Source organism: Streptomyces sp. CA-111067 (genome assembly GCF_050956065.1).
GTDB lineage: Bacteria > Actinomycetota > Actinomycetes > Streptomycetales > Streptomycetaceae > Actinacidiphila.
In genome coordinates this window covers 7598566-7619587 of record NZ_CP192103.1, presented here as the reverse complement: position 1 = coordinate 7619587, position 21022 = coordinate 7598566, and the positions used below count along the sequence as shown (strand labels likewise).

19 protein-coding genes are annotated in these 21022 nt (G+C 73.3%); 11 read left to right on the top strand and 8 right to left on the bottom strand.

All coding sequences use genetic code 11. The annotated features are described in order from the left end of the window. Positions 1–12: 12 nt before the first annotated feature. The 5 genes from pucL to ACQPW6_RS33620 form a co-directional block, all read right to left on the bottom strand. Positions 13–900 carry a factor-independent urate hydroxylase gene (gene pucL, locus ACQPW6_RS33640; protein WP_433893491.1) on the bottom strand — a complete coding sequence of 296 codons (888 nt, stop codon included), beginning with the start codon at positions 898–900 and terminating at the stop codon, positions 13–15. A gap of 5 nt (positions 901–905) precedes the next feature. Beyond that, positions 906–1358, bottom strand: a complete 453-nt coding sequence (locus ACQPW6_RS33635; protein ID WP_433893490.1) for a hydroxyisourate hydrolase — start codon at positions 1356–1358, stop codon at positions 906–908. Continuing rightward, positions 1355–1876 (bottom strand): 2-oxo-4-hydroxy-4-carboxy-5-ureidoimidazoline decarboxylase, encoded by a 522-nt coding sequence (uraD, locus tag ACQPW6_RS33630; protein WP_433893489.1) that lies wholly within the window; start codon positions 1874–1876, stop codon positions 1355–1357. The genes ACQPW6_RS33635 and uraD overlap by 4 nt, the downstream gene beginning before the upstream one ends. Positions 1877–1967: 91 nt before the next feature. After that, positions 1968–2288 (bottom strand): helix-turn-helix domain-containing protein, encoded by a 321-nt coding sequence (locus tag ACQPW6_RS33625; protein WP_433894744.1) that lies wholly within the window; start codon positions 2286–2288, stop codon positions 1968–1970. Between the two features lie 50 nt (positions 2289–2338). Beyond that, positions 2339–2590 carry a hypothetical protein gene (locus ACQPW6_RS33620; protein WP_433893488.1) on the bottom strand — a complete coding sequence of 84 codons (252 nt, stop codon included), beginning with the start codon at positions 2588–2590 and terminating at the stop codon, positions 2339–2341. A 131-nt stretch (positions 2591–2721) separates the two neighbouring features. Here ACQPW6_RS33620 and ACQPW6_RS33615 point away from each other — a divergent pair, with 131 nt between their 5' ends. From ACQPW6_RS33615 to gcl, 4 genes are all read left to right on the top strand, one after another. Continuing rightward, the gene (locus ACQPW6_RS33615; RefSeq protein WP_433893487.1) at positions 2722–3540 is read left to right on the top strand and encodes a TIM barrel protein; all 819 of its coding nucleotides are present in this window, start codon (positions 2722–2724) and stop codon (positions 3538–3540) included. 55 nt (positions 3541–3595) lie between these two features. Then, on the top strand, positions 3596–4495 hold the full coding sequence (locus tag ACQPW6_RS33610; RefSeq protein WP_433893486.1) for a 2-hydroxy-3-oxopropionate reductase: 900 nt from the start codon (positions 3596–3598) through the stop codon (positions 4493–4495). Positions 4496–4705: 210 nt separating this feature from the next. After that, positions 4706–5482: a hypothetical protein gene (locus tag ACQPW6_RS33605; protein WP_433893485.1), complete on the top strand. Its 777-nt coding sequence runs from the start codon at positions 4706–4708 to the stop codon at positions 5480–5482. 197 nt (positions 5483–5679) lie between these two features. After that, a complete protein-coding gene (gene gcl, locus ACQPW6_RS33600; protein ID WP_433893484.1) occupies positions 5680–7461 on the top strand; it encodes a glyoxylate carboligase in 1782 nt (593 codons plus the stop codon). A gap of 15 nt (positions 7462–7476) precedes the next feature. On the opposite strand, the gene ACQPW6_RS33595 is transcribed toward gcl, so the two are convergent. Both ACQPW6_RS33595 and ACQPW6_RS33590 read right to left on the bottom strand, forming a co-directional pair. Continuing rightward, entirely contained in the window at positions 7477–9063 is a 1587-nt protein-coding gene (locus ACQPW6_RS33595; protein ID WP_433894743.1) for an AMP-binding protein, read from the bottom strand. Between the two features lie 89 nt (positions 9064–9152). Further along, positions 9153–10826 (bottom strand): AMP-binding protein, encoded by a 1674-nt coding sequence (locus ACQPW6_RS33590; protein ID WP_433893483.1) that lies wholly within the window; start codon positions 10824–10826, stop codon positions 9153–9155. 140 nt (positions 10827–10966) lie between these two features. On the opposite strand from ACQPW6_RS33590, the gene ACQPW6_RS33585 reads away from it, so the two are divergent. The 5 genes from ACQPW6_RS33585 (at position 10967) to ACQPW6_RS33565 (ending at position 17620) form a co-directional block, all read left to right on the top strand. Beyond that, positions 10967–11797, top strand: coding sequence for a LuxR C-terminal-related transcriptional regulator (locus ACQPW6_RS33585; RefSeq protein ID WP_433894742.1), 831 nt, complete (start codon positions 10967–10969; stop codon positions 11795–11797). Between the two features lie 300 nt (positions 11798–12097). Continuing rightward, the gene (locus tag ACQPW6_RS33580; RefSeq protein ID WP_433893482.1) at positions 12098–12781 is read left to right on the top strand and encodes a LysE family translocator; all 684 of its coding nucleotides are present in this window, start codon (positions 12098–12100) and stop codon (positions 12779–12781) included. A gap of 179 nt (positions 12782–12960) precedes the next feature. Further along, positions 12961–14499: an MFS transporter gene (locus ACQPW6_RS33575; RefSeq protein ID WP_433893481.1), complete on the top strand. Its 1539-nt coding sequence runs from the start codon at positions 12961–12963 to the stop codon at positions 14497–14499. A 484-nt stretch (positions 14500–14983) separates the two neighbouring features. After that, positions 14984–15991: an oxidoreductase gene (locus tag ACQPW6_RS33570; RefSeq protein ID WP_433893480.1), complete on the top strand. Its 1008-nt coding sequence runs from the start codon at positions 14984–14986 to the stop codon at positions 15989–15991. A 393-nt stretch (positions 15992–16384) separates the two neighbouring features. Beyond that, complete coding sequence (locus ACQPW6_RS33565; RefSeq protein ID WP_433893479.1) at positions 16385–17620, top strand: MFS transporter; 1236 nt, start codon at positions 16385–16387, stop codon at positions 17618–17620. Between the two features lie 46 nt (positions 17621–17666). Here the strand turns inward: ACQPW6_RS33565 and ACQPW6_RS33560 are convergent, their stop codons facing one another. Beyond that, positions 17667–18515 carry a methyltransferase domain-containing protein gene (locus tag ACQPW6_RS33560; RefSeq protein WP_433893478.1) on the bottom strand — a complete coding sequence of 283 codons (849 nt, stop codon included), beginning with the start codon at positions 18513–18515 and terminating at the stop codon, positions 17667–17669. 28 nt (positions 18516–18543) lie between these two features. Between ACQPW6_RS33560 and ACQPW6_RS33555 the strand changes: the two genes are divergently transcribed. Continuing rightward, entirely contained in the window at positions 18544–20520 is a 1977-nt protein-coding gene (locus ACQPW6_RS33555; RefSeq protein WP_433893477.1) for a PLP-dependent aminotransferase family protein, read from the top strand. 62 nt (positions 20521–20582) lie between these two features. Then, positions 20583–20966 carry an SAV_915 family protein gene (locus ACQPW6_RS33550; protein WP_433893476.1) on the top strand — a complete coding sequence of 128 codons (384 nt, stop codon included), beginning with the start codon at positions 20583–20585 and terminating at the stop codon, positions 20964–20966. Positions 20967–21022: the final 56 nt, after the last annotated feature.

Genomic DNA, 21022 nt, shown 5'->3' with positions numbered 1-21022 from the left:
GCGGTGGCCCTCTCAGTCCGTCACCGGGATGCGGGCCTCGGCGCCGTCGCGCAGCACCGTGCCCTCGATCAGCCCGTACGGGCGGTCGGCCGCGAGGTAGACCTCGTTGTCGTTCTTCAGGCCGAACGGCTCCAGGTCCACCAGGAAGTGGTGCTTGTTCGGCAGCGACAGCCGGACCTCGTCCACGTCGGCGCGGGTCTCCATGACCCGGGTGCCCATCGCGAACAGCGACTGCTGAAGGGACAGCGAGTAGGTCGCGGCGAACGCGTCGAGCAGTTGCCGGCGGACGTCGGCGTACGCCTGCTCCCACTGCGGCTGCGGCTGGTCGTCGCCGGTCCAGTTGAACCGCCAGCGGGCGGTGACCTCGGTGGCCAGTATCCGGTCGTGCGCCTCTTTGAGCGTCGTGTACTTGTCCTTGACGAAGCCCCAGAACTCGGAGTCGGTGGAGTTCATCACCACCAGGTCCTTCAGCCCGGAGACCACCTGCCAGTGCTCGCCGTCGAAGCTGATCTCGGTGGTGCGGGTCTCCTGGCCGGTGCGGACGAAGGAGTGGTCGCCCTCCTTCGCGGTGGGGATCCGCTCCCAGCCGTACTCCTCGATCCGGATCCTGGCCCGCCGGATCGGCTCCTGGCTGCCGACGAAGTGCCGGGCCAGGTGGATGCCGAACGCCTCGGCCGACTCGATGCCGTGCTCCTTGGCGAAGGCGAAGACGGTGTTCTTGGTGGTGTCGGTCGGCAGCACGTTGGCGTTGGAGCCGGACAGGTGGACGTCGTCCATGTCGCCGGACAGGGCGACGGAGACGTTGAGGTCCTTGATGTGGTGGGTACCGCCGTCGCGGGTGATCCTGACGACGCGGTTCTCCGCCTTGCCGTACTGGTTCTGGCCGAGATGGGTGGGCATCGGTGCTAGCTCCCTCGGTATACGGAGTAGCCGAACGGATTGAGCAGCAGCGGTACGTGGTAGTGCTCGCCCGGTGCGACGGCGAAGACCACCGCCACCTCCGGGAAGAAGGCTCCGCTGTCCCTTACGCGGGGGGCGTCCTGCTGTGCCTCGGCTCTACTGGTGTGGGTGTCGCGGGATCCAGAGGTCTCACGGGTCTCGCGGGTCTCGCGGGTGAGGTACGGCTGTACGTCGAAGTGCAGCCGTACGTGGGTGGTGGCTGCCGGCAGCGCCGGCAGGTCCTTGCAGCGGCCGTCGGCGTCGGTCTCGGAGGTGCCGTGCGGCGCCCAGTCCGAGCGCGGGGAGGCGCGGACCGAGAGCTCGACGGGCACGCCCGCGGCGGGGCGGCCGGCGCTGGTGTCCAGGATGTGGGTGGACACGCTGGTGGCGGGCGCGCCGGACGCGCTCGTGTCCGTCATGACGGGTCTCCTTCTGCTACCGCGGGCCGCTCCGCCAGCCGGGACAGCCTGATGCGGTTGATCTTGCCGAGTTCGGCGCGGACGATCTCGCGTTCGGTGTCCGCGTCGTTGCCGGTCCGCTGTTCGAGCGCGGCCAGCATCTCGTCGCCGGTCCTGCCGGTGGCGCAGATCAGGAAGACATGCCCGTGCACGTCCTGGTAGGCGAGGTTCAGTTCGAGCAGCCGTTCACGCTGTGCGGCCTGCACGCCGCTCTGTTCGCGGGCCGAGACCGGGTCGCCCGGTGCCGGGCGGCCGATCGGCGGGTGGCCGGACATCGCCTCGGCGAGGTCGGCGACGCCGAGCGCCGCCATGGCCGTGTCGCTGGCCGCGAGCAGGTCGTCGAGGCCGGCGTACGGCCGTCCGCCGGTCACCGCGGCGGCCCAGGCGCGGCTGGCGCACACCTCGTGCAGCAGGGCGGACGCGGTGCCGGCGGGGGCCTCGTTGAACCGGGCAAGACCCGGCGAAGCGCTGGAAGTCACAGTCGCAAGCTAAGAGCCGCCACCGCATGACGTCAACAGTTTGTTGAAAACTTCCGGTTACGGCGCGCCGTGGCGGCGGGCCGGCCGCGGGTCACTCGGTGGCCCGGCCGGCGTTCTCCCTGTTGAGGTAGTTGTAGACGGTGAAGCGGCTGACGCCGAGCGCCGAGGCGACGGTCTCCACGCCGTGCCGGACCGAGAACGCGCCGCGCTCCTCCAGGATCCGGACGACGTTCTGCTTCTCCTTGCGGCCGAGGTCGGGCAGCGGTCCGTGCCGGCGGCGCAGGTCGGCCAGCAGATGGTCGAGCGAGTCGGCCAGGTGCGGCAGCCGGACGGCCACCGCCGGCTCGCCCTCCCAGCTGAGCACCACGTCGTCGCCGCGCGCCTGCGCGGGTTCGATCAGCTCGGCACCCATGGCGTCCACCAGCGGTTTGACGGCGTCGCGGAACGGCTGCGACGGCCCGCTCACCTGTCGTCCTCGCCGAGCACGTTGACCTGGAGCGAGACCCGGGTGGCGCCGGCGTCCAGGGTGCGGCGCAGCAGTTCGCCGACGGCCGCGACCACGTCCTCCACACCGCCCTCGGCGGTGTTGCCGAACGGGCCGACGTCCACGGCCTCCAGCGCGCCGCCCTCCACGACCTCCCGGGCCACCAGCGCGTGCCGTGGCGGCTCGTCCAGGTCGAACGGCTCGGTGGTGAATTCCAGCCTCAGTTTCACGGGGTCAACCTAGCCGGTCGGCCCCGGCTGCGACATCGGGCGGCCGGCGGCACTTGACAGTCGCGGTCCGGCTGATTCACTGTTCCACAAGACAGAATATTACTTCCGCAATACGGAAGGAGCGCACTCCTGTGAGCTTCACCGACGCGCGCTTCGATGTGAACCTCTCGATCCTGTTCACCGAACTCCCGCTGCTGGACCGCCCGGCCGCCGCCGCGGCGGCCGGCTTCGACGCGGTCGAGCTGTGGTGGCCGTGGGTGGACGACCCGGCGCCGGAGCAGTCGGTGCTCGACGGGCTGCGCTCCGCGCTGGAGTCGGCCGGCACCCGGCTGGTCGGGCTGAACTTCTACGCGGGCCGGCTGCCGGGGCCCGATCGCGGCGCGCTGTCCGTTCCCGGCGCCGAGTCTGAGCGATTTCTGGCCAATCTTGACGTCGCCGCCGACTTCGCCGCGTCGGTCGGCTGCACCGCGCTCAACGCGCTGTACGGCAACCGGGTGGCGGGCGTCGATCCGGCCGAGCAGGACGCCCTCGCGCTGGCGAACCTGGCCACCGCCGCCAGGGCCGCCGACCGGGTCGGCGCCACCCTGCTGATCGAGGCGCTCAACGCGCCCGAGTCCCCGGACTACCCGCTGGTCAGCGCGCCCGCCGCCATCGACGTGGTGAACCGGGTGAACGCCGCCACCGGTCTGGACAACACCCGCTTCCTGCTCGACCTTTACCACCTGTCGATGAACGGCGAGGACCTCGCCGAGGTGGTCAACCGATACGCCCCGCTCACCGGCCACGTCCAGATCGCCGACAACCCGGGCCGCGGCGCCCCCGGCACCGGGTCGCTGCCGCTGGCCGACCTGCTCGACCTGCTGCGCAAGGCGGGTTACGCGGGCTGGACCGGCCTTGAGTACAAGCCGTCCCCCGCCGGGAGCGCGGCCTCCTTCGACTGGCTGCGCTGACGGGGCCCACCCCTGGACCGGTCCACCCCTGAGTCCACCCCTGAAAGGACCACACATGGCTGACCAACTGCCCCGGATCGCCTGGATCGGGCTCGGCATCATGGGCTCGCCCATGGCGGAGAACCTGATCCGCGCCGGCTACGACGTCACCGGGTACACGCTGGAGGCGGAGAAGCTGGAACGGCTGCGCGCCGCCGGCGGCACCCCGGCCGCCTCGATCGCGGAGGCAGTCAAGGACGCCGACGTGATCGTGACGATGGTGCCCGCCTCACCGCAGGTGGAGGCCGTCGCCTACGGCGAGGACGGCATCCTCGCCCACGCCCGGCCCGGCGCGCTGCTGATCGACACCTCGTCCATCACCCCGCAGACCTCGATCGACCTGGCCGAGGCCGGCGCGGACAAGGGCATCCGGGTGCTGGACGCCCCGGTCTCCGGCGGCGAGGCCGGCGCGATCGAGGGGACGCTGTCCATCATGGTGGGCGGCGAGCAGGCCGACTTCGACGAGGCCGGACCGCTGCTCGGCGCGCTCGGCGCGACGATCGTGCGCTGCGGCCCGCACGGCTCGGGCCAGACCGTGAAGGCCGCCAACCAGCTGATCGTCGCGGTGAACATCCAGGCGTGCGCGGAGGCCGTGGTCTTCCTGGAGAAGTCAGGCGTCGACCTGAGCGCCGCCCTGGACGTGCTGAACGGCGGCCTGGCCGGCTCCACCGTGCTGACCCGCAAGAAGGACAACTTCCTGCACCGCGAGTTCGGCCCCGGCTTCCGCATCGACCTGCACCACAAGGACATGGGGATCGTCACCGACGCGGCCCGCGCCGTCGGCGCCGCGCTGCCGGTCGGCTCGGTCGTCGCCCAGTTGGTGGCCGCGCTGCGCGCCCAGGGCGACGGCGGCCTCGACCACTCGGCGCTGCTGCGCGGGGTCGAGCGGCTGTCCGGGCTGCCGGTCAAGGACTGACCGGCGGCCGAGGGCCCCGATAGCTCCGTCCGGCGGTGCGTGACCTGTCCTGTCGCGCCAAGCGCACCGCCGGACGGCCACCATCCGACACCCCGTCAGTCCACGGGTCACGGAGTGTCCGGCTCCGGTCACAGCGGCGCATACTTCCTGCACTATGGGAGCACGACATCTTCGGCTCAGAACGCCGCGCCCGACCGGGAGTTGCGAACCATGGCAGAGAGCGTGCTCGTGCTGTGTCCGGTGTGCCGCCGGGAGCACACGTACACCGCCCCGACGTTCCCCTGCGCCTGCGGCGCGCCGCTGGCGGTGCCGGTGCGGCACGGCGGGCTGCCGATGGAGATCAGACACCAGTCGTGGGACGACTCGTGGGTACGGATGTGCTGCCCGGAGTGCGGGCGCTGCGACCACTGGCCGCAGCCGGAGTTCGGCTGCCCGTGCGGCGCGCTGATCCGGCTGCCGGTCGGTGACGACCTGTCGGTGGGCGGCGCCGGCGGCCGCGGCGGGCTGCCGGCCGACCAGGGCTCCGCGCCGGTGCCGCAGCCGGCCGGGGCGGCGCCCGAGCCGACCGGCCAGGTGCCGCCGCCGACCACGGCCAGGCCGCCGTTCCGCCCGGTCACCATCCGCACCGCCCGGGACGCGCTGACCGCCGCCGCCCAGTACCTGAAGTGGCTCGGCTTCGGCAACGTACGGCTGGCGGGCGACCGTACGGCCAACGGCATCGACCTGCGCGGCGACGGACTGGTGGCCCAGGTCGATCCCAGCACGCAGCCGTCCACGCTGCGCGATGTCGAGTGCCTGTGGCTGAACTGCGTGAACGAGGACGCCACCGGGGCGTTCTTCTCGCTGGCCGGCTACGCCGCCGACGCCAGGACGCGGGCCGACCGGCTCGACGTGCCGCTGTTCGTGATGGACCTGACCGGCACCCCGCAGCCGGTCAACGACGCGGCCGACGTCCTGATCCGCTCAGGTCCCGACCGCCGGGGCTGATCCGCCCGCGCTCCCCCGCTCTCCCTTCAGGCGCCTGTCCGCATCCCGCGGCCGGGCGCTTTCCCGTGCGCCCGCCGGCGGCCGGCCGCTCCCTTGACGCGCACCACGCGGCGGCCTAGATTCCTTCCATATAGCAGAATCATACTTCCACATTACGGAATACAGCGTGGAAGCAGTCGCGGAAGAAGGAGCCCCTCATGCCTCGTATGACCGCCGCCCGCGCGGCCGTGGAGATCCTCCGACTGGAAGGCGTCCAGGTCGCGTTCGGCGTGCCGGGCGCCGCGATCAACCCCTTCTACGCGGCCCTGAAGGCGTCGGGCGCCATCCGGCACACGCTCGCCAGGCACGTCGAGGGCGCGTCGCACATGGCCGAGGGCTACACCAGGACGCACCCGGGCAACATCGGGGTCTGCGTCGGCACGTCGGGCCCGGCCGGCACCGACATGATCACCGGCCTGTACTCCGCGGCCGGCGACTCGATCCCGATCCTGTGCATCACCGGGCAGGCGCCGACCGCGGTGATCCACAAGGAGGACTTCCAGGCCGTCGACATCGCCTCGATCGCCGGCCCGGTCACCAAGGCCGCCACCACCGTCCTCGAGGCCGCGCAGGTGCCGGGCGTCTTCCAGCAGGCGTTCCACCTGATGCGCTCGGGCCGGCCCGGCCCCGTGCTGATCGACCTGCCGGTCGACGTGCAGCAGACCGAGATCGAGTTCGACCCCGACACCTACCAGCCGCTGCCGGTCTACAAGCCGGCCGCGAGCCGCGCGCAGATCGAGAAGGCGCTCGCCATGCTGGGCGAGGCCGAGCGCCCGCTGATCATCGCCGGCGGCGGGGTGATCAACGCCGACGCGTCCGACCTGCTGGTGGAGTTCGCCGAGCTGACCGGGGTGCCGGTGGTGCCGACGCTGATGGGCTGGGGCGCCATCGCCGACGACCACGAGCTGAACGCCGGCATGGTCGGCGTCCAGACCTCGCACCGCTACGGCAACGCGACCTTCCTGGAGTCCGACTTCGTGCTGGGCATCGGCAACCGCTGGGCCAACCGGCACACCGGTCGGCTGGACGTCTACACCAAGGGCCGCACGTTCGTCCATGTGGACATCGAGCCGACCCAGATCGGCCGGATCTTCGCCCCGGACTTCGGGATCGCCTCGGACGCCGCCCTCGCGCTCGAACTGTTCGTGACGGTGGCCCGCGAGCTGAAGGCGGCGGGCCGGCTGCCCGACCGCTCGCAGTGGGCGGCCTCGGCCCGGCAGCGCAAGGGCGAGCTGCACCGCCGTACGCACTTCGACGACATCCCGATGAAGCCGCAGCGGGTCTACGAGGAGATGAACCGCGCGTTCGGCCCGGAGACCCGCTACGTGACGACCATCGGCCTGTCGCAGATCGCCGGCGCCCAGATGCTGCACGTCTACCGGCCCCGGCACTGGATCAACTGCGGCCAGGCGGGCCCCCTCGGCTGGACTGTCCCGGCGGCGCTGGGCGTGGCGGTGGCCGACCCGCAGGCGCAGGTCGTCGCGCTGTCAGGGGACTACGACTTCCAGTTCATGATCGAGGAGCTCGCGGTCGGCGCGCAGCACCGCATCCCTTACGTGCACGTCCTGGTGAACAACTCCTACCTGGGGCTGATCCGGCAGGCGCAGATCGGCCTCGGCATCGACTTCCAGGTCAACCTGGAGTTTGACAACCTCAACTCGCCCGAGCTGGGCGGCTACGGCGTGGACCACGTCAAGGTCGCCGAGGGCCTGGGCTGCAAGGCGATCCGGGTCACCGACCCGGCGGAGCTGGGGCCGGCCTTCGAGCAGGCCAAGAAGCTCGCGGCCGAGCACCGGGTGCCGGTGGTGGTGGAGGCGATCCTGGAGCGGATCACCAACATCTCGATGAGCACCACGGCCGACATCGGCAACGTGGTGGAGTTCGAGGAGCTGGCCACCGAGCCGGGGCACGCGCCGACCGCGATCCTCGCGGCGCGCTGAGGCGGACGCCTTCCGTCAGTCCGCCGGGTGGAAGTCCTCGCGGAGCTCCACCTTGCGGACCTTGCCGCTGACCGTCATCGGGAACGCGGTCATGATCCGCAGGTGGCGGGGGATCTTGAAGTGCGCCAGCTGACCGGTGCAGAAGCCGGTGATCTCGGCGAGGGTCGGCGGGCTGTCCGGGTCGCGGGCGATCACGCAGGCGAGGATCTCCTCGCCGTACCGCTCGTCGGGCACCCCGACCACCTGCACATCGGCGATCTTCGGGTGGGTGTAGAGGAACTCCTCGACCTCCCGCGGGTAGACGTTCTCGCCGCCCCTGATGATCATGTCCTTGATCCGGCCGACGACCGCCAGGTAACCGTCGTCCCGCATCTCGGCGAGGTCGCCGGTGTGCATCCAGCGGCCCGCGTCCACCGCCTCGGCGGTGCGCGCCGGCTCGTCCCAGTAGCCGAGCATCACCGAGTAGCCGCGGGTGCACAGTTCACCGGCGCTGCCCCGCGGCAGCGTCACCCCCGACACCGGGTCGACGACCTTGACCTCGATGTGCGGCAGCACCCGTCCGACGGTCGCGGTGCGGTGCTCCAGGTCGTCGTCCCGCCGGGTCTGGGTGGACACCGGTGAGGTCTCGGTCATGCCGTAGCAGATGGACACCTCGGGCATGTGCATCTCGGACATCACCCGCTTCATCACCTCGGCCGGGCACGGCGAGCCGGCCATGATGCCGGTGCGCAGCGAGGACAGCTCGTACGAGGCGAAGTCCGGCAGGTTCAGCTCGGCGATGAACATGGTGGGCACGCCGTAGAGCGAGGTGCATTGCTCCTGCTGCACCGCGCGCAGCGTCGCCGCCGGGTCGAACGCCGGGGCCGGGATGACGATGCAGCCGCCGTGCGAGGTGATGCCGAGGTTTCCCATCACCATGCCGAAGCAGTGGTAGAAGGGCACCGGCAGGCAGACCCGGTCCTGCTCGCTGTAGCCGACCGTCTCGCCCACGAAGTAGCCGTTGTTGAGGATGTTGTGGTGCGAGAGCGTGGCGCCCTTGGGGAAGCCGGTGGTGCCCGAGGTGTACTGGATGTTGATCGGCTCGTCGCAGCTCAACTCGGCTTCCCTGACCGCGAGATAGTCCGCGTCCAGGCCGCCGCCGGCACCCGCCAGCTCGTCCCACTCCGGGTCGCCGATGTGCACGACCTCGCGCAACCGCCGGCATTCGCCGCGTACTTGGGCGGCCATCGCCCGGTAGTCGCTGCCGCGGTACTCGGTGGAGGCGATCAGCACCTCGATGCCGGACTGCCGCAGGACGTACGCCAACTCGTGCAGCCGGTAGGCCGGGTTGATGTTGACCATGATCACGCCGAGCCGGGCGGTGGCGTACTGGGTGAGCACCCACTCGGGGCAGTTGACCGCCCAGATGCCGACCCGGTCGCCCTTGAGCACGCCGTGCGCGGCCAGTCCGCGTGCCAGCCGGTCCACCGCCGCACCGAACTCGGCGTAGGTCCAGCGCCGGCCGCTCGGCACGTCGACCAGCGCCTCACGGCTCGGGAAGGCGGTGACCGCCCGGTCCAGGTTGCGGCCGATGGTGTCGCCGAGCAAGGGGGTGTCTCCGATGCCGTGTGCGTAGGACGGGCCTGCGGCGGCCGAGCCGGCGTCGGGATGGCCGGGGTCGGAGGGGCCGGGGTCGGAGGGGCCGGCGGCGCTCACCGGTGGTCCTCCTCGTGGTACTCGGCGCTGCCGTCGTGCATCGTGCGCTCGCGCAGCTCGATCCGGCGGATCTTGCCCGACACGGTCTTGGGCAGCTCGGCGAACTCCAGCCGCCGGATCCGCTTGTACGGGGCCAGCACGGCCCGCGAGTGCGCGAAGATCAGCTTCGCGGTCTCGCCGTCCGCCGCCCAGCCCTCGGCCAGCACCACGTACGCCTTGGGGATCGCCAGCCGCAGGTCGTCCGGGGCCGGCACCACCGCGGCCTCGGCGACGGCCTCGTGCTCCAGCAGCGCGCTCTCCAGCTCGAACGGCGAGATCTTGTAGTCGGAGGACTTGAAGACGTCGTCGGAGCGGCCGATGTAGGTGATGTAGCCGTCCGCGTCCCGGGAGCCGATGTCGCCGGTGCGGTAGTAGCCGCCGCCCATCGCCTCGTCGGTGAGTTCGGGGGCGCCCGCGTAGCCGGTCATCAGGCCGACCGGGCGGTTGCTCAGGTCGAGGCAGATCTCGCCCTCGTTGCCCGGGACGCCGCTGAGCGGGTCGATCAGCGTCACCGTGTAGCCGGGCGTGGGCCGTCCCATGGAACCGGCCTTCACCGGCTGGCCGGGCGAGTTGGCGACCTGGACGGCGGTCTCGGTCTGCCCGAACCCGTCCCTGATCTCCACTCCCCACAGCCGCCGTACGTGCTCGATGACCTCGGGGTTCAGCGGCTCGCCCGCCGCCACGGCGGCATGCGGCGGGTTGCGCAGCGCGCTCAGGTCGGCCTGGATCAGCATCCGCCACACGGTGGGCGGCGCGCAGAAGCTGGTCACCCCGCAGCGGTCCATCTCGGCCATCAGCCGGGCCGCGTCGAACCGGCTGTAGTTGTACACGAAGACGGTCGCCTCGGCGTTCCACGGCGCGAACAGGCTCGACCAGGCGTGCTTGGCCCAGCCGGGCGAGGAGATGTTCAGGTGCACATCGCCCGGGCGCAGCCCGATCCAGTACATGGTGGCCAGATGGCCGATCGGGTACGAGACGTGGGTGTGCTCGACCAGCTTGGGCTTGGCGGTGGTGCCCGAGGTGAAGTACAGCATCAGCGGCTCGTCGGCCCTGGTGGGAGCCACCGGGGTGAACTCCGCCGCGGCGGTGTGGGCGTCCTCGTAGGCCAGCCAGGGCGCGCCGGCGCCGCCGACCGCGATCCGGGTGTAGTCGCCCGGCACCTCGTCGAACTTCGCGGTGTCGGCGGCCCGGACGATCACATGCCGGGCGCCGCCGCGGTCGATCCGGTCCCGCAGGTCGGCCGGGCCGAGCAGCGGGGTCGCCGGGATGACCACCGCGCGCAGCTTCATCGCCGCGAGCGCGGTCTCCCACTGCTCCACCTGGTTGCCGAGCATCAGCAGCAGCCGGTCGCCGGCCCGCACCCCTTGCAGGGCCAGCCAGTTGGCCACCCGGCTGGAGCGCTCGGACATCTCGCCGAACGAGACCCGGGTCTCGCTGCCGTCCTCCTCGACGATCCACAGCGCGGGCCGGTCGTTGTCCGCCGCGATCACGTCGAACCAGTCGAGCGCCCAGTTGAAGTGCTCGGGGCGCGGCCAGCGGAAGCCGCTGCGGGCCGTGTCGTAGTCCTCCCGGTGCCGCAGCAGGAAGTCACGCGCGGCACGGAATGTCCCCGTCGCGTCTGTTGCGGCCATGCGTCCTCCTCGTTGATGGAGCCTGAGTAGCATCGTCCGGGAGTGACCTGGGTCTCACTACCCCCGGACGGGGGTGCGGGAGGTGCGCGGTGGACGACAGTCGGGGCGAGGCCGTGGAAGTGCGGGCGGCGCTGCTGCGCATGCGCGGCTCCGGACTGCTGCCGGTGTCCTTCGGCGGGCTGGTCGGCGGGGCCGGTACGGGGGCGCCGGCCGGACACGCGGCCCGGCAGTTCCGGATCACCGAGCTGGCCGGCACCGACACGGAGTCGCTGCGCGGCCTGGCCATCGCGACCGGCAGCGGCCTCGGCGGCAAGACGCTGGCACTCGGCCGGCCCAACGCGGTGACCGACTACGGCTCGTCGCGGGCGATCAGCCACGAGTACGACACGGCGGTGGCGGCGGAGGGGCTGCGCTCGGTGCTCGCGGTGCCGGTGGTGGTACGGCGGCGGGTGCGGGGCGTCCTGTACGGGGCGCTGCGCCAGCCGTACGCGCTCGGCGACCGGCCGCTGAACGTCGCGCTGGACGCGGCGCGCGAGCTGGAACAGGCGCTCGCGGTGCGGGAGGAGGCGCAGCGCCTGCTGTCCTGCCTGCGGCAGCCGGTGGTGGCCGATCCGCGCGCCTGGGAGGAGGTGCGGGAGGCGCACACGGAGCTGCGCTCGCTGGCCGGGCGGATCCCGGATCCGCACCTGCGCGCGGAGCTGCTGGTGGCCTGCGCCCGGATCGCCTCGGCGGCGGCCCCCGCGGGCTCGGCGGCCGCTCCCGGCCTCCCCATGCCGGACCGGCTCACCCCGCGCGAGCTCGACGTCCTGGCCTCGGTGGCCTCCGGAGCGACCAACTCCGCGGCGGCGGGCCGCTTGAGGCTGCGCCCGGAGACCGTGAAGAGCTACCTGCGGTCGGCGATGCGCAAACTCGGCGCGCACACCCGCTTGGAGGCAGTGGTGGCCGCCCGCCGCGCGGGCCTGCTCCCGTAGGACGGGACGGCCCCCCGCCGCGGGGGCTTCCCCCGTCCCCCGAGTGCCGGCTCTGCCCCAACCTTCGGCCGGGGGTGCCCCCAGGCTGGTCGCGCAGTTCCCCGCGCCCCCACGGGGCACCCCATCGCGCGGCGTCCCCGGTTACCCCAGGGGCGCTGGGGGCACCTCCCAGCGGTAGCTGGGGGAGGAACTGCGCGACCAGCCCACCACCGGGGGGAAGGTCCCGGGACGGGCAGCAAGGGGCTGGGCCCGGGGAAAAAGGGGCGCGGGCGGAGCCCAGGGGTCGGTAGCCTCGGGCGGATGGGGGGCGGGACCGCCCCGGAGGGGGAGAACATGACCGTCGACCGGCTGCTCGGATTCGCGGCGATGTCGCTGATACTCGTCCTGATCCCAGGCCCGAGCGTCCTGTTCGTGCTCGGCCGCGCCCTCTCGGCCGGCCGCCGCGTGGCCCTCGGCAGCGTCCTGGGCAACGCGATCGGCGCCTACGTCCTGGTCGTCGCCGTCTCCCTCGGCCTCGGCGAGGTCGTCGCCCGCTCGGTCACCGTCTTCGTGGCGCTGAAGCTCGCCGGCGCCGTCTACCTCGTCTACCTCGGCGTGAAGGCGTTCCGCCACCGGCACTCCCTGCTGCCCGCCGGCGAGGCGCGGGAAGCGGCCGAGCCGCCCCGGCAGGGCAACGCCCGCACTCTCTGGGAGGGCTTCGTCGTGGGTGTCACCAACCCCAAGACGACGATCTTCTTCGCCGCCGTACTGCCGCAGTTCGTGAACCGCGGCGCCGGCGCCGTGCACGAGCAGATGCTGCTCCTCGGCCTGGTCTTCACCGGCATCGCCCTGGTCTGCGACAGCATGTGGGCGCTGACCGCCGCCGCGGCCCGGACCTGGTTCGCCAGCTCCCCCAAGCGGCTCGCCGCGGTCGGCGGCACCGGCGGGATCGCCATGATCGGCCTCGGCGTGACCGTCGCCGTCACCGGCCGGGTGGACAGCTGACGGCACCGCCCGAGCCGCCTTCCGCCTGGTCACCGCGCGTGTGAGGAGCGGCACACGATCACCGGGAGCGAAACGTTTGCGTTTCGATAGCCCGGGTCGTACGGTTCGTGGAGTACGAAACAGTTTCGTTCTTCCTGCGGCCCCCGTCCCCGCCCAGTCGCTTCCGAGGAGTTCGTCCCATGTCATCCCAGCACACCGCCGACGCGCATGTCGGCGAACCGGCACCGGTCACCGGGGCCGCCGGCGACTCCGCCGTCGACCTGTCAAAGGGGGCGGAGAAGGCGAACCACCGCTGGTGGGTGCTCGCGGTCATCGCCCTCGCCCAGCTGATGGTGGTCCTCGACGCGACCGTCGTGAACATCGCGCTGCCCTCCGCGCAGCAGGACCTCGGCTTCAGCAACGGCAACCGGCAGTGGATCGTCACCGCGTACTCGCTGGCGTTCGGCTCGCTGCTGCTGCTCGGCGGGCGGCTCGCCGACCTGGTCGGCCGCAAGATCGTCTTCCTGGTGGGCGTGGTCGGCTTCGCCGGCGCATCCGCGCTGGCCGGCGCCGCGCAGAACTTCGAGGTCCTGGTCAGCGGCCGGGCCCTGCAGGGCCTGTTCGGCGCGCTGCTCGCGCCGGCGGCGCTCTCCCTGCTGAACACCACCTTCACCGACGCCAAGGAACGCGCGAAGGCGTTCGGCATCTACGGCGCCGTGGCCGGTGCGGGCGGTGGTGTGGGCCTGCTGCTCGGCGGCGTGCTCACCGAGCACCTCAACTGGCGCTGGACGCTGTACGTGAACCTGTTCTTCGCCGTGTTCGCCTTCACCGGCGGCCTGCTCCTGCTGCGCAAGACCGTCCCGGTCCGCGGCGCGAAGCTCGACATCCCCGGCACCCTGCTGGTCACCACCGGGCTGTTCGGCCTGGTCTACGGCTTCGCCAACGCCGAGACCCACGGCTGGGCCTCCCCGATGACCTGGGGCTTCCTGGTGGCCGGCGCCGTCCTGCTGGCGGCCTTCAGCTACTGGCAGGTCCGCACCCGGCACCCGCTGCTGCCGATGCGCGTGCTGCTCGACCGCAACCGCGGCGCGTCCTTCACCGTGCTGGCGATCTCCGGCGCCGGAATGTTCGGCGTGTTCCTCTTCCTGACGTACTACCTGCGGCTGTCGCTCAACTACAACCCGGTGCACACCGGTCTGGCCATCGTGCCGATGATCGGCGCGCTGATGGTCTCGGCCCAGCTGGCCACCAACTCGCTGCTGCCCAAGCTCGGCCCGCGGCCGATCGTCCCGCTCGGCATGCTGATGGCGGGCGCCGGCATGGCCTGGCTGACCGTGCTCGACCTGAACAGCACCTACGCGGCCAACGTGCTGCCGCCGCTGATCGTGATCGGCCTCGGCCTCGGCCTGGTGATCCCGACCGCGATGAGCCAGGCGACCGCGGAGATCGGCGAGGAGGACGCCGGTGTGGCGTCCGCGGCGGTCAACGCCATGCAGCAGGTGGGCGGTTCGATCGGCACCGCGCTGCTGAACACGCTGGCGGCGAGCGCCGCGAGCAGCTACCTGGCAAGCCACGGCACGTCGAAGGCGGCTCAGGCGCAGTCCCAGCTGCACAGCTACTCGACCGCCTACTGGTGGTCGGCGGGGCTGTTCGCGATCGGCGCCGTGATCACCCTGGTGATGTACCGCAAGGGCCGGCCCGAGCCGGTCGAGGGCGGCGTGCAGGCCGTCCACATGTAGCCGCCAGGCTTCCCCGGGCCGTCCGACCGACGGCCTCCCCCGACCCCCCGGTGCCGTGTCAGCGGAGAACGCCCGGGGCCCGGGGGCCGACCGCCGGGTCATCGTGGGGACGGGACACCCGGCAGCCGGCCCCCCTCCGTACGGCCGTCCCATCGGCGCACCGCCCCCGTGCGCGCCGATGGGACGGCCTTTTTGCGCACGTGCGCCCGGCGGTGGTCATACACGGCGGCGCTCGGCCGGGGGTGATCACACCTGATCGTGCTTGACACCGCGGAAGCCGGTGAGCGACCGTGAAAGGGACCTTGCACCCGTACGGCCCAGGACTGCCCGTGCATCACTGCCCGCGCCCCACGGCCACCGCGAACGTGGCCGACCGCCCGCCGCTCCACGCCAGTTGACGGGGTAATCCGCGGCCCGCCGACCGGCCCGCATCCGCACGCCGCCCCGCGGACCCGGCACCACCGGATGTACCCGGAGGCTCGTCATGTCGGCCGACAGCACGGACACCGAACTCTTCAGCGCCACCTATCCGGTCCCCGCCGGCTGGGGCACCGACCGCATACCGGACCTGACCGGCAAGGTCGCGGTCGTCACCGGCGCGAACAACGGCATCGGCCTGGCGACCGCGCTCGAACTGGCCAAGGCGGGAGCGGCGTTGGTACTCGCCGTCCGCAACCCCGGCCGGGGGAACGCGGCGGCGGCCGAGATCAGCGCGGCGGCGCCCGGCGCGCTGCTTGAGGTACGGCGCCTGGACCTGGCCGACCTCGGGTCGGTACGCGACTTCGCCGACCGCTTCCTCGACGAGCACGCGGCGCTCGACCTGCTGATCAACAACGCGGGGCTGATGGCGACGCCGCGCCGGCTGACCGCCGACGGCTACGAGTTGCAGTTCGGCACGAACCACCTCGGGCACTTCGCGCTGACCGGGCTGCTGCTGCCGGCGCTCGCGGCCTCGTCCGCGGCCCGGGTCGTCACGGTCAGCAGCGACCTGCACTCGCGCGGGCGGCTGGACTTCACGGACCTCCAGGGGCGGCGGCACTACGGGCGGTTGCGCGCGTACAGCAACTCCAAGCTGGCGAACCTGCTGTTCACGGCGGAGTTCGACCGCCGCGCGAGCGCGGCGGGCCTCCCGGTGCACGGTTACGGCGTGCACCCCGGGCTGGTGGCCACGTCGCTCATCACGACGGGACGGTCGCGCCCGGTCAGGACGCTGATGGCGGTCCCCAACAGGCTGATCGCGGTGAGCCCCGCGACAGGCGCTCTCCCCACTCTGTGCGCGGCGACCCTCCCCGGCCTCCCCGGCGGCACGTATCTGGGCCCCGGAGGCCGCACGGGCCTGCGCGGCACCCCCGGGGTCCTGACCCCCGCTCCCCGCGCACGCGACACCACGTCGGCGATCCGCCTGTGGGAGATCTCCCGCTCCCTGACCGAGGTGAGCTACGACTTCACCCCGACGCCGACGGGAAACGGGCGCGGAGCGCCCAGGAGTTGACGCTTCTGGCTGCGCGCCCGTCGTGGCTGTTCGCGCAGTTCCCCGCGCCCCTGACGGGGCTGCGTTGCCCGGTGCGGTCAGTGACGCCGCGCCGAAGGCGGGCGCACCGAAGGGGCGCGGGGAACTGCGCCACCAGCCCACCACCGGGGGCAAGGTCCGGGGACAGGGCGCGGGCCCGCGGCGGGGCGGGCAGCGTTTCGGGGGGCTCCCGGTGCGCGCAAGTGTGGTCGGGGCGGCCGCAGGCCGGTAAAGTGCACGTCGTGTTCTCTCTCCGTGCGTAGGTCGCGACCCGCGTCCCCGCCGCCCCTACCGCGCCTGCCGCGGTCCCGCGGCTGAGCCGATGCATCCGGGTCCGCCTGCCCACGCCCCACCCTCCCCGAGGAACACACACCCATGTCTTCGCCACGCCCGGCGGCGTCCTACGCCGCCGTCCTCGCGCTGCCCCACGCCCGCCGCACGTTCGGCGCCGCGATGCTCGGGCGGCTCGGCTACGGGACGGTCTCGCTGTCCCTGGTCCTGTCCCTGACCTCCGCCACCGGCTCGCTGTCGAGCGGCGGGCTGCTCGCCACCCTGTTCGCCACCGTGTCCGTCGCCCTCGGCCCGGCCAGGGCCGGTCTCGTCGACCGGTGGGGGCCCCGCCGGGCCCTGCCCACGCTCGCCTGGCCGTTCGCCGCCGCCCTGTTCGGGCTCGCCGCGCTCACCGGCGAACACCGCCCGCCGTTCGCCGAGTTGGCCGCCCTGACCGCCGTGGCGGGCGCGCTGTGCCCGCCGCTCGGGCCGACGATGCGCGCGCTGTGGGACGCCATGACTCCCGACGGCGCGCTGCTGCAAAGAGCGTTCAGCCTCGACACGGTCGCCGAGGAACTGATCTTCCTCACCGGGCCGTTGCTGGTCGTCGCCGTGCACCCCGTGCGCGGCCTCGTCCTGTCCGGTGTCGTGATCGCCGTCGGCACGCTGGCCATGGTCACCTCACCTGCCGTCAAGCTGATCGCGCCCGAGTCCCGTACCGGCGCGGTCCGTTCACGCCTGCGGCTGCTCAGCGCCGAGGGCGCCGGCGTGCGCAGGGCCGCCTACGCCGCACTCGGGTCCGGCTGCTGCCTCGGCGGCATCGACCTGTACGTCATCGCGTTCGCCGACCACGCGCACCACGGGGCCGCGGTGGGCTGGATCCTGGCCGCGCAGTCCGCGGGCAGCGCGCTGGGCGGGCTGCTGTACGGCAGGATCGGCTGGCGGCTGCCCGCCGTGGCCCGACTGCCGTACCTGCTGGCCCTGTTGGCCGGGCTGCTCGCGCTGACCGGCGCGGCACCGGGCCTGCCCGTGCTCGCGGTGGGCGTGGCGGCGACCGGCACGCTGATCTCGCCGGTACTCGCCACCGCCTACCTGGCGGCGGCCGACCTCGCCCCGGCCGGCACCGCGACCCGGGCCACCACCTGGGTCAACTCCGCGGTGAACGCGGGCTCTTCGGCGGGCGGCGCGCTGGCCGCCGTCCTGGTCGCCCGGGCGCCGCTGCCGCTGTGCTTCGCGGTGGCGGCGGCCGCTCCGGCGGTCGCGGCGCTCGTGATCCGGGGCAGGCGGGCCGGGTGCGCGGCCCCGGCCGGACGGGCGGAGGTGCGACAACAGGCCGCGTGAGCGGGCGGCTTCCGACGGGACGCGCGCCGGCGGCGGGGCCCGGGGCTCAGGGCAGCGGGTTCACCGCCGTCGCCTTCACGAACGTGTAGTGGAACGTGCCCTCGCCGGTCGCCGTGCGGTCCAGTTCGCGCAGGCCCCGGTCGAACTCCGCCTCGCCGCACAGCCCGGCGGCCACCGCCTCGTCCCTGACCGAGGCGATCATCGCGATGAACGTCTGCCGGGTGAAGCCGTCCACGAGGGCGGGACGGGTCCGGTCGGCGTAGACCGTACGGGGCCTGGCCTCGACGTCGGTGAAGCCGGCGGCCGCCAGCAGGGGGGCGAGCCGCCGGCCGATCAGCGCGTCGCCGCCGGCGGCGGCCTGGAGCCGTACCTGGTGTGCGATCACGGCGTCCGCGTGCCGGCCGGCGGGGTGGAAGAAGGCGGATCCGTGGTCGCCCTCGATCACGGTGAGCGTGCCGCCGGGCCGCAGCACCCGGCGCAGCCCGGCCAGCGCGAGGTCGGGCCGGGTGAGGTGCTCCAGCACGAAGCAGACGAAGACGTGGTCGAACTCGGCGTCCGGGTAGGGGAGTTCACGCAGGTCGGCGTGCTGCCACTCGATGCTCGCGGGTTGCCGGCCGGGGGCGGGCGGCCGGCCGGACAGCCGCTGCTCGGCCGCGGCGAGCGACTCCTCGTCGATGTCGATCGCGACGATATGGGCGCCGGGGCCGGCCGCCGCGAGGTGCGCGGTCTGCGCGCCGACGCCGCAGCCCGCCTCCAGGATCCGGCTGCCGGGCGGGTAGCCGGTGCCGTCGTGCAGCAGGGCTGCGAGCGTGTCGGCCTGATCGGTGAGGCGGCGCGTCTCGCGCGCGGAATAGCCGTGAACGTAGGGCGTGTTGCGGGTGGTGGGTGTGGTCATACGCCGACCCTGGCGGCACTATGGACTGGTGAACAGGTCCAAAAGACGACGTTCCGACCGGTCCACAACGCCCGCCGCGTCCAGCGATTCCACCGCTTCCACCGCCTCGGGCGCCGACTTCCTCCAACTCCGCGCCGAGGACGCCCCGGTGGGCGGCCTCTCCGGCTGGCTGACCGACCACCTGCGCCGCGCGATCGCCGACGGCCGGCTCCCGGTCGGCACGAAGCTGCCACCGTCCCGCACGCTGGCGGCCGACCTGCAGGTGTCACGCGGAGTGATCACCGAGGCGTACCGCCGCCTGGCGGAGGACGGCCACGTGGAAGGCCGCGGCCGGGCCGGCACGGTGGTCCTGACGTCCCCTACCCTCTCCCGCCCGGCCGCGGACCCGGGCACGACCCGCCGACCGCCGCCCGCCCCCGCCAGCCGTCCCGAGAACCGGCCCGTCCTCACCCCTCCTGCGCAACCTCCAGCAGCCGGGCCGCCCGTCCCGCCCCCGAGCGCGGCGGCAACCAAGCGCTGGACCGGCAACGAGCCCGGGCCCCGTAAGCCCACGCCGCCGGCAGACCCGTCAAGCGCCGGCCGCGCCACGGCCGACCCGGCCCGGAGTGCGTCCAGGTCCCGCCTCTCGACCGGCGACCGTGTCGACCCGCCGCCGGCAACCACCGCCGGCCCGGGCCGCAGCGCTGGTCACGCCACGCCCGGCCCTGCCCTGGGTGCTCCCGCGGGCCGGTCCTCGAACGGCGAACGGCCCGGCGGGCGTACGGGCCCGTCCGGCGCCGACCGCGCCACGGACGACCCCCCGCCGGGGCCTCGCGGGGGACGGCGTTCAGGCGGCTCCGGGGTGTTCCGGCAGCCGGTCGGGTACGGCGTGTTCGACGCCGTGCGCGACGTGCCCGCGCGGGTGGATCTCTCGCCGGGGGTGCCGGATCTCGCCGCGTTTCCGCGGGCCGCCTGGCTGCGGGCGGAGCGGCAGGTGTTCGCGGAGCTGCCCGCCGCCGGGTTCGGGTACGGCGATCCGCGCGGGGCGCTGCCGCTGCGGCGGGCGGTGAGCACCTGGCTGGCCCGCAATCGCGGGTTCGTCGCGGATCCGGACGAGATCGTGATCGTCGCGGGCACCGCGCAGGCGCTCACCTTGTTCGGGCAGGTGCTGCGCGCTCACGGCGTCGACCGGGTCGCGCTGGAGGACCCCGGATCGCTCGGCGTCCGCCAGCACCTCGCCCACGGCCTGGGCGGCGGCCCCGACCCCACCCCGCCGGTCCCGGTGGACGGCGACGGGCTCGACGTCGGCGCCCTGCGGGAGACCGGTGCCGCCGCCGTCTGCGTGACGCCCGCGCACCAGTTCCCGCTGGGAGTCGTGCTCAGCGGGGCGCGGCGACGGGAGCTGGCCGGGTGGGCCGTGGAGCGCGGCGGGCTCGTCATCGAGGACGACTACGACGCCGAGCACCGTTACGACCGGCCGCCGGTGGCCGCGCTGCGGGCCGTGCTGCCCGACCGGGTCTGGTACGCGGGCAGCGTGTCGAAGCTGCTGGCGCCCGCGCTGCGGATGGGGTGGGTGGTGGTGCCGGCCCCGTACCGGGAGGCGGTGGTGGAGGCGAAGCGGTTCGCGGACCTGGGCAGCCCGGCGCTGCCCCAGCTGGTACTGGCCCGGCTGATGGAATCGGGCGCGCTGGAACGGCAGTTGAGGCTGCTGCGGCAGCGGCACCGGCGGCGCAGGGACGCTCTGCGGGAGGCGCTCGGCGGGCTGCTGCCCGCCCGGGGCCCGGGGCGGGCCGTCGTCCACGGCGCGGCGGCCGGTCTGTATCTGACGGTGACGTTCGAGGGCGGCTTCGCGGACACCGACCTGGCCGCGGGTTCACTCGAACGGGGGGTGAAGGTGCAGCCGCTGTCCTGGCACCGGCAGCGGCCGGGACCGCCGGGCCTGGTGCTGGGATACGCCGCCAATCCGCCGGATGTGCTCGCCGGGGCGGTCGCGGAGGTCGGTGCGGCGCTGCGCGGCCTGCTGTGATCGCCGTCTCCCCCGCTGACCTCAGCGAATGCGCTGCCGCTGAGCCGGGTTACGGTGGGCTCATGGACGCGAGCGGGCGGCAGGTGGCTGACGGGGATTCCGTGGATCCGCCGGGGCGGCGCCTGCTGTACGTTCCGGTCCGGCGAGGGCCCGCGGGGCATGTGGTGCGGCTGTGGCGTACGCCGTTCGGGAGCAGGACGGCTGTGGGGTTCACCAGCGATCGGCGGCTGCGGTCCGTGCTCGGGCCCACCCAGCCGTGGATCCGGCTCTCGGAGACCGCGCTGCGGGCGATGGCCGAGCCCCTCGGTGCGACTTTCCTGACGGTGGACCCCCTCCTGACGGCCCGGCCGCCGGCGGCCTGGTCCGCCCCGGCCCCCGGCACTCGGGCAGCCGCCCCGCCGAGCCCGGCGCCCCTCGCCCCCGGACCGCCGGCCGCCACCGGCTGAGCGAAAGGCAAGTGCCCCGTCAGGGGCGCGGGGAACTGCGCGACCAGCCACGACGC

Excerpts from the sequence above, each read along its gene's own strand:
- ACQPW6_RS33550 (WP_433893476.1), top strand. The coding sequence starts at position 20,583 with ATGGACGCGAGCGGGCGGCAGGTGGCTGACGGGGATTCCGTGGATCCG.
- ACQPW6_RS33610 (WP_433893486.1), top strand. The coding sequence starts at position 3,596 with ATGGCTGACCAACTGCCCCGGATCGCCTGGATCGGGCTCGGCATCATG.
- ACQPW6_RS33605 (WP_433893485.1), top strand. The coding sequence starts at position 4,706 with ATGGCAGAGAGCGTGCTCGTGCTGTGTCCGGTGTGCCGCCGGGAGCAC.
- ACQPW6_RS33625 (WP_433894744.1), bottom strand. The coding sequence starts at position 2,288 with ATGGGTGCCGAGCTGATCGAACCCGCGCAGGCGCGCGGCGACGACGTG.
- ACQPW6_RS33570 (WP_433893480.1), top strand. The coding sequence starts at position 14,984 with ATGTCGGCCGACAGCACGGACACCGAACTCTTCAGCGCCACCTATCCG.
- ACQPW6_RS33565 (WP_433893479.1), top strand. The coding sequence starts at position 16,385 with ATGTCTTCGCCACGCCCGGCGGCGTCCTACGCCGCCGTCCTCGCGCTG.
- gcl (WP_433893484.1), top strand. The coding sequence starts at position 5,680 with ATGCCTCGTATGACCGCCGCCCGCGCGGCCGTGGAGATCCTCCGACTG.
- pucL (WP_433893491.1), bottom strand. The coding sequence starts at position 900 with ATGCCCACCCATCTCGGCCAGAACCAGTACGGCAAGGCGGAGAACCGC.
- ACQPW6_RS33635 (WP_433893490.1), bottom strand. The coding sequence starts at position 1,358 with ATGACGGACACGAGCGCGTCCGGCGCGCCCGCCACCAGCGTGTCCACC.
- ACQPW6_RS33580 (WP_433893482.1), top strand. The coding sequence starts at position 12,098 with ATGGGGGGCGGGACCGCCCCGGAGGGGGAGAACATGACCGTCGACCGG.
- ACQPW6_RS33590 (WP_433893483.1), bottom strand. The coding sequence starts at position 10,826 with ATGGCCGCAACAGACGCGACGGGGACATTCCGTGCCGCGCGTGACTTC.
- ACQPW6_RS33560 (WP_433893478.1), bottom strand. The coding sequence starts at position 18,515 with ATGACCACACCCACCACCCGCAACACGCCCTACGTTCACGGCTATTCC.
- ACQPW6_RS33585 (WP_433894742.1), top strand. The coding sequence starts at position 10,967 with ATGCGCGGCTCCGGACTGCTGCCGGTGTCCTTCGGCGGGCTGGTCGGC.
- ACQPW6_RS33575 (WP_433893481.1), top strand. The coding sequence starts at position 12,961 with ATGTCATCCCAGCACACCGCCGACGCGCATGTCGGCGAACCGGCACCG.